A 6,529-nucleotide genomic window follows, 5' to 3' on the forward strand; every position below is an offset into this window, starting at 1 on the left:
GATGTTTGATTCGATTGAGCGTGCGCTGGACGTATTGAAATCAGGCGGAACTGTCATTGTGTGTGACGATGAGGACCGAGAAAATGAAGGAGATCTGCTCGCTCTGGCTGAATTCACAACAGCGGAGACGATTAATTTTATGGCCACCCATGGACGCGGGCTCATTTGTACCCCGATGACGAAAGGGCGTGCCGATCAGCTTGAGCTGGAACAAATGGTCAACCGCAACACCGATCCACACGGGACGGCCTTTACGGTGAGCGTCGATCATCATACATCAACGACGGGCATTTCTGCCCACGAACGGGCGGTGACGGTGCAGGCGCTTGTAAGCGAGGACGCTATTGCCACCGATTTTAAACGTCCGGGTCATATTTTTCCGCTTGTCGCCAAAGAAGGAGGCGTGCTCAGACGTGCCGGCCATACGGAGGCTGCGGTTGATCTCGCGAAGCTCGCTGGCGCAGCCCCTGCTGGCGTGATCTGTGAAGTGATGAACGAGAACGGTTCCATGGCACGGGTGCCAGAGCTTCGTCAGCTTGCTGATCAGCATGGCTTGCTAATGATTACCATTAAAGACTTAATTCGTTACCGTCGGCGCAAGGATAAGCTAATCGAGCGCGAAGTAGAGACGACGCTACCGACCGAATTTGGCACCTTTCAGGCGATTGGCTACTCCAATGCCGCGGATGATAAAGAAAGCATTGCCCTTGTTAAAGGAGATATTGCGAATGGAGAGCCTGTGCTTGTTCGTGTTCATTCGGAGTGCTTAACAGGAGATGTGTTTGGCTCCCACCGCTGCGACTGCGGACCGCAGCTCCACGCTGCGCTCTCGCAAATTTCCGCCGAAGAGAGAGGCGTTCTCCTTTACATGCGTCAAGAGGGCCGGGGGATTGGGCTCATGAACAAGCTCCGCGCCTATAAGCTGCAAGAAGAAGGCTATGACACGGTCGAAGCGAATGAAATGCTTGGATTTCCGGCCGATTTGCGGGATTACGGAATCGGCGCACAAATCTTGCGTGACTTAGGGGTGCAGTCGATGCGTTTGTTGACGAATAATCCTCGTAAAATTACCGGGCTTGAAGGCTATGATTTAAAAGTAGAAGAGCGAGTGCCGTTGCAAATGCCGCTTGTTGAAGACAACGAAGCCTATTTAAAAACAAAAACAGAAAAACTGGGCCATATGCTTAAGTTTTAGGAGGAAATTACAGATGGGGCAAACATTTGAAGGGAATCTGGTCGCAACAGGGTTGAAGGTAGGCATTGTTGTCGGCCGTTTTAATGATTTTATCACAAGCAAGCTGCTTGCAGGGGCGGAAGATGCGATGGTGCGACACGGAGCGCGCGCGGAGGATGTCGATGTTGCTTGGGTCCCGGGCGCCTTTGAAATTCCATTTGCTGCGAAGAAAATGGCCGATAGTGGCAAGTATGACGCCGTCATCACGCTCGGAACAGTGATTCGCGGATCAACGCCGCATTTTGATTATGTTTGCAGCGAAGTCGCGAAAGGTGTTTCCTCGCTTTCGCTTACAACAGGAACGCCTGTGATATTCGGTGTGCTGACGACGAATACCATAGAGCAAGCCGTTGAGCGTGCAGGGACAAAGGCCGGAAATAAAGGCTGGGATGCAGCGACGTCAGCAATTGAGATGGCGAATTTCTCTCGCTCGTTTGACTAAGAGCCAATCCCAAAAAGCGCCGTATCACATTGTTGTGATACGGCGCTTATTCGTTCTGTTATTTCCAACAGCAGAACCACACGCTACCCTTCTTTCCAGCGTTCACGGTGCTTATGAACGAGCGCATGATCTTCTAGTTGGCTCGCTTTTTGCCACTCCTTCACCTCTTTGGCCGAACGTTCTCGGCACTCATCAATCAGCGCTTGGTCGTTTAGCGGCAGGTTGTAATCGACAAATGGCTGTTTGCCCAGAAATCGCTTCCGTTCCATGATGTCTTTGTGAAGCTGCCTTTGATCAAGCCCAAGAGCATGCAGCGCCTCTTGGTCCTTGTCGATGCGCTTCTCGAGTCGTCTATATAAAATTTCCGCCCCTTTAAGATTTCCTCGTCGTTCATGATAGAGCGCAACAGCGATTTGAATTAAGGTCACCCAGTGCGATTCCCGCTCCGGCTTTGGCACGCGTTTCCAGTGATCCTCAAGCACTTCATGGCATTCAAAATAGTCTCGGTCCGCGTGGAAATAAAGCAAGTACTTGATATAAGCTTCAGGGTAGATGGCCATCACCTGCTTTCGTATGGTTTCATTATACAAAAACCCTACCGTGAACGCGAGTATGGTATAATCCAGCTAGCACTCAGGATGAGGTTGATAGAATGAATACATACAGTGTAAAAATCGATTCCTTCGAGGGTCCTCTTGATTTGCTGCTGCACTTGATTCAGCAAGCGGAGGTAGACATCTATGATATTCCCGTTGCCCTCATTAGCGATCAGTATTTACAGTACATACACACGATGCAGGAGCTTGAGCTTGACCTCGCCAGTGAATATTTAGTCATGGCGGCAACGCTTTTGCAAATCAAAAGCCAAATGCTGCTGCCGAAGCAGGAGGAGCTCTTTGAGGAAGAGGAAAACTGGCTGGAGGACGATGACCCAAGGGATGAGCTCGTTGAACAGCTTGTTGAATACCGGACAATGAAGCAAGCGGCCGAGAAACTCAGGGAGAAGGAAACGGACCGCAGTCTGTTGCATACACGACCGCCCGCTGACCTTGATGGACATTTAAGCGCAGAGGAGCATCGAGAGCTCGCGATTCGCGATGTCTCTCTGTTTGACATGCTAGGCGCTTACCAAAAATTAATGCAGCGACAGGCTTGGAACGCCCCGAAAACAAAAAAGGTACAGGCCGAGGAATTTTCGATTGAAACAAAAATGAATGATTTGCTGGATCAGCTTGCAGCAGGAAAAGGGCAGCTGTCGTTTCAAACGTTGGTTGCTAACAACCATGACCGTGGGCATATTGTGGTGACCTTCCTGGCCATTCTTGAGCTGATGAAAACGCGAGCAGTGCATTGTCTGCAAGAGGAGAGTTTTTCAGAAATCATGATTCACCGAGCAGATGGAGGAGTAGAATGAGCGAAACATCTTTGCTTGCGGCAATGGAAGGCCTCCTCTTTGTCGCTGGGGACGAGGGTCTTTCGGTCGTAGAGTTGGTCCCACTCTTAGACGTTTCAGAGCAGGAAATAGAGACAGGACTTGTGCAATTAAAACAGCGGATGGAGGAGCATGATCGCGGCATTCAGCTAGCGAAACTAGGGGAGCGCTACCGCCTGACAACGAAAGCCGTCCACGCCCCGCTTTACAAAAAACTGGCCGCTTCCCCCGTGCATGGAGGGCTCTCGCGGGCGGCGCTTGAAACGCTAGCTATTATTGCCTACAAACAGCCGATCACTCGGCTAGAGGTGGATGAGATTCGTGGGGTGAAGTCGGAGAAAGCGATTCAGTCACTGACTTCCAAATTGCTCGTGGAAGACCAGGGGCGTGCAAGTGGGACGGGGCGTGCCAAATTATATGGAACGACGCCTTTCTTTCTGGATCACTTCGGGCTCGAGTCGATCGAAGACTTGCCTCCTTTAGAAGAGCTAGATTTGAATGAAGAAACAGGGCTTGAAGAAGCGGATTTGTTTTTTGAAGGGCTGGGCGATGAAAATAGCTAGATAAGAAGAAGAGCCAGCGAGGGGAGCTGGCTCTTTTGGGTCGAGCTCCGGTTCCGACTCTCGCTAGGTTGGCGAGGGGAAGGAAGGGGGAAAGATTTAGTCCCCAGCTTTCTGAACAAAAAAGTTCTTTACTGTCTTAGGTAGGTGATCGTGGAGAATCCTCCAATAATAGGATTACCACTTTTTCTTTAATTAACGAGTAGTTTAGTTAAATTTAAAATGTTAGAATAAAAAATGAGTAGAAATATCATGTGGTTCTAAGAAAGGATAATATTCGGTGGTTATGTTTCGCTCCTATTTTTTTGCTTTTATTATTATATTGCTTGACCAATTCACTAAGTGGGTTGTTTCCAAAAGAATGGAGAATCGTGAGAGTATCCCAGTAATTGAGAATGTTTTTCACATAACATCACATCGTAATGCAGGTGCTGCTTTTGGGATTTTACAAGGACACTTGTGGCTGTTTGTTCTCATTACGCTCATAGTGGTAGGAGTAAGTATTTTTTATTTACATAGAACAATGCATAAGAATCCTATAATGGCATGGGGATTAACGTTAGTTTTGGGAGGGGCTATTGGTAACTTTATTGACCGAATCCTGTTTGGTGAAGTGGTTGATTTCTTGGATGTATATATTTTTACGTATAACTTTCCAATCTTTAATATTGCTGATATTGCTTTAACATTGGCTTTTCTATTAGTTCTAGTAGCTATTTACAAAGATGAGAAACAACGGAGTGAATAAGAGAAATGTAAGTTTTAGGGTAACAATAGTAAGGTTATTATTTCTAAGGAGTTGGTATTAGTGGCTGCGAGAATATACTTATTTTCTTACAATGCTAGTATAACTGAACGGAGAGAAATATGTATTGATGAGAGGCTTTTAAAGCTACATGACATAAAACATATCCACAATGCTGTTTTTCTAATAAAAACAGATGATGATATTAGTATTCTAACCAAATATTTGGCTTCATGCTTTGACGAGAAAGATAGTTATTTTTTAGTAAACATTACTGACCAACCAAATCGTTATATAAATACACAGTCAGCAGATATCGCCCGTTGGATGGATAATATTTAGATAAGGGACATTAAAATAAATAACAAGTCAATTTCCACTAAGGCGGGAGCTTTTTTGCTGTGACTTTCTCTGGACTTAGCACAAAAATAGAGTGGAATACCTAATGATAGCTAAATCGAACGAAAAATAGGTACTGTCCAGTTTCGTTCGTGTTTTTTTCGGAAAAAGGACAAACGTGTCCTAGGGTTCACTTAGGCATTTTAACATTCGGTTCTTCCCTATGTGGAATCCTTTTATTCCCGCTGCACGACGCCCTTACATTGATGAGGGCTGATTTTGACAAACCACTTTTCAATTCCCTTTGCTCGCTCAATGACCTCTTCATATTCGGCCATGATCTTTTTTTCGACCTTTTTCCCTGTTTCAATAGACGTTCTTTGCAAAGAGATACACAAGGGTTCTCGCCCTTCCAGGTCATACTCTCCGCGAATCCTACGACCGCTTCCATTGTATCCAGAATAGCTCCATTCCAATGTTGCTCTAGTCGTCCCCAAACCCGTTCTATTGGATTGTATTTACTATGATAGGAAGGATAATAGGCTAATAGAACCTTTACGTCATAGTTCACCGCAAATTCGATCATTCGTTTCATGAATTGAGTTCTGCGACTATGATTCTCCGGACCGTTGTCCGCATTGAGGATCAGGGTATTCGCAACGAGAGGTTTCCCGCCTTTTCCAACGGCTTCTACTGTCTTGGCTAGAGCGATGCGCTTATCTGAACCTGTTAACTTGTGAATGGTTTCGACGATGATTTCTTTGTAATTCTTGAAGATGTTCGGTATCATGGTATCTGTATCCTTTGTTTTGTTTTTTTGTTTCTCGCACAGACAATTAAAACATATCAAAGGATACTTTTGTGTTTTATTACCATAATTGACTAGTTATTTTTTGGGGCGTGCCTTAATGACAATTATTCAAGAAACGGATGCTTTGCGGAATAAGATAAAATTAATTTGTACTCATCGTTTGATAATCGAAGGATACGCAACCCAGCTATCGAAAAGCAACGTTTTAACGCCAAGCTTCACCGGATTGATGTCATCCAACAGGGTGAACAGGGTTCAGTCCCTTTCTGCACGTCTTCTTTCCGGCGGCGGTACCGAACTCCAGAAGTTGAGTCATTAAAAAGGAGGCAGCTCAATGGATAGTACAATAAAAACACATTTTGAAAACCTGAGGAATGAAGATAAGAATATACAATACGAAGCCCTTATGAAATTGTTTGATAGTACGGAAGAGGAGGTAGATTGGGCGTATCAAGTTTGGGACCAGTTGCTGAAGGACTTAACTGAAGGTGATAACCACCAAAGATCAAGAGCTGCACAACTCCTCTGCAATTTGGCGAAAAGTGATCCGGAAAATAGAATTCTGAAGGATTTCCCAATGGTTTGGGCAGTGACAAAAGACAAAAAATTTGTCACTGCAAGACATAGTCTGAAGTCCATTTGGAAAGTTGCCCTGGCTGGTCCTGAGCAAAAAGAGTTGGTTTTAAATAACCTTGCCGACAGATTCTTAACTGGAACCGATGAAAAAAACTACACGTTGATTCGCTATGATATTATTGAAAGCCTCAGGAAGCTTTATGATGAAATAAAGGATGAGCAAGTTAAGCAACTTGCATTGGATTTAATTGAAAAAGAAAAAGATAAAAAGTACAAAAAGAAATATGCGTCTGTGTGGAAATAGTTATTTTGAAAAAAGTCTTCGTCAAAATATGTTAATTATGAACGTTCGGCGTTGGGGAAAGCTCGAAGGGAAGGGAAAGAAGAAGT

At 45.2% G+C, this 6,529-nt stretch carries 9 protein-coding genes and 1 pseudogene; 7 read left to right on the forward strand and 3 right to left on the reverse strand.

The window, feature by feature from the left end; translation table 11 throughout:
• Nucleotide 1: 1 nt before the first annotated feature.
• Both AVZ68_RS17045 and ribH read left to right on the forward strand, forming a co-directional pair.
• Entirely contained in the window at nucleotides 2–1,195 is a 1,194-nt protein-coding gene (locus tag AVZ68_RS17045) for a bifunctional 3,4-dihydroxy-2-butanone-4-phosphate synthase/GTP cyclohydrolase II (RefSeq protein WP_059105784.1), read from the forward strand.
• Nucleotides 1,196–1,208: 13 nt separating this feature from the next.
• Nucleotides 1,209–1,676, forward strand: a complete 468-nt coding sequence (ribH, locus tag AVZ68_RS17050) for a 6,7-dimethyl-8-ribityllumazine synthase (RefSeq protein ID WP_059105785.1) — start codon at nucleotides 1,209–1,211, stop codon at nucleotides 1,674–1,676.
• An 83-nt stretch (nucleotides 1,677–1,759) separates the two neighbouring features.
• Here ribH and AVZ68_RS17055 read toward each other — a convergent pair whose 3' ends face one another.
• On the reverse strand, nucleotides 1,760–2,266 hold the full coding sequence (locus AVZ68_RS17055; protein WP_157404693.1) for a DUF309 domain-containing protein: 507 nt from the start codon (nucleotides 2,264–2,266) through the stop codon (nucleotides 1,760–1,762).
• A 62-nt stretch (nucleotides 2,267–2,328) separates the two neighbouring features.
• Here AVZ68_RS17055 and AVZ68_RS17060 point away from each other — a divergent pair, with 62 nt between their 5' ends.
• The 4 genes from AVZ68_RS17060 to AVZ68_RS17075 all read left to right on the forward strand — a co-directional run bounded on the left by AVZ68_RS17060 (nucleotide 2,329) and on the right by AVZ68_RS17075 (nucleotide 4,755).
• Nucleotides 2,329–3,090 carry a segregation/condensation protein A gene (locus tag AVZ68_RS17060; RefSeq protein ID WP_059105786.1) on the forward strand — a complete coding sequence of 254 codons (762 nt, stop codon included), beginning with the start codon at nucleotides 2,329–2,331 and terminating at the stop codon, nucleotides 3,088–3,090.
• Entirely contained in the window at nucleotides 3,087–3,671 is a 585-nt protein-coding gene (gene scpB, locus AVZ68_RS17065; RefSeq protein WP_059105787.1) for an SMC-Scp complex subunit ScpB, read from the forward strand. The genes AVZ68_RS17060 and scpB overlap by 4 nt, the downstream gene beginning before the upstream one ends.
• Before the next feature lie 283 nt (nucleotides 3,672–3,954).
• Complete coding sequence (gene lspA / locus AVZ68_RS17070) at nucleotides 3,955–4,416, forward strand: signal peptidase II (protein ID WP_059105793.1); 462 nt, start codon at nucleotides 3,955–3,957, stop codon at nucleotides 4,414–4,416.
• 60 nt (nucleotides 4,417–4,476) lie between these two features.
• Complete coding sequence (locus AVZ68_RS17075; RefSeq protein ID WP_059105788.1) at nucleotides 4,477–4,755, forward strand: hypothetical protein; 279 nt, start codon at nucleotides 4,477–4,479, stop codon at nucleotides 4,753–4,755.
• 187 nt (nucleotides 4,756–4,942) lie between these two features.
• Here the strand turns inward: AVZ68_RS17075 and AVZ68_RS21160 are convergent, their stop codons facing one another.
• Nucleotides 4,943–5,542, reverse strand: a complete 600-nt coding sequence (locus tag AVZ68_RS21160) for an ISAzo13-like element transposase-related protein (RefSeq protein ID WP_059105789.1) — start codon at nucleotides 5,540–5,542, stop codon at nucleotides 4,943–4,945.
• Between the two features lie 177 nt (nucleotides 5,543–5,719).
• Nucleotides 5,720–5,862: pseudogene (locus AVZ68_RS21165) on the reverse strand (IS4 family transposase); the annotation flags it as partial.
• A gap of 35 nt (nucleotides 5,863–5,897) precedes the next feature.
• Between AVZ68_RS21165 and AVZ68_RS17085 the strand changes: the two are divergent.
• Nucleotides 5,898–6,443: a hypothetical protein gene (locus AVZ68_RS17085; protein ID WP_059105790.1), complete on the forward strand. Its 546-nt coding sequence runs from the start codon at nucleotides 5,898–5,900 to the stop codon at nucleotides 6,441–6,443.
• Nucleotides 6,444–6,529: the final 86 nt, after the last annotated feature.

Origin of the sequence: Shouchella shacheensis (assembly GCF_001484965.1) — a bacterium.
Lineage (GTDB): Bacteria > Bacillota > Bacilli > Bacillales > Bacillaceae_D > Shouchella > Shouchella shacheensis.

What these genes read in the sequence shown, in the direction of transcription:
- AVZ68_RS17045 (WP_059105784.1), top strand. Translation starts at nt 2, where the DNA reads ATGTTTGATTCGATTGAGCGTGCGCTGGACGTATTGAAATCAGGCGGA.
- ribH (WP_059105785.1), top strand. Translation starts at nt 1,209, where the DNA reads ATGGGGCAAACATTTGAAGGGAATCTGGTCGCAACAGGGTTGAAGGTA.
- AVZ68_RS17060 (WP_059105786.1), top strand. Translation starts at nt 2,329, where the DNA reads ATGAATACATACAGTGTAAAAATCGATTCCTTCGAGGGTCCTCTTGAT.
- scpB (WP_059105787.1), top strand. Translation starts at nt 3,087, where the DNA reads ATGAGCGAAACATCTTTGCTTGCGGCAATGGAAGGCCTCCTCTTTGTC.
- lspA (WP_059105793.1), top strand. Translation starts at nt 3,955, where the DNA reads ATGTTTCGCTCCTATTTTTTTGCTTTTATTATTATATTGCTTGACCAA.
- AVZ68_RS21160 (WP_059105789.1), bottom strand. Translation starts at nt 5,542, where the DNA reads ATGATACCGAACATCTTCAAGAATTACAAAGAAATCATCGTCGAAACC.
- AVZ68_RS17085 (WP_059105790.1), top strand. Translation starts at nt 5,898, where the DNA reads ATGGATAGTACAATAAAAACACATTTTGAAAACCTGAGGAATGAAGAT.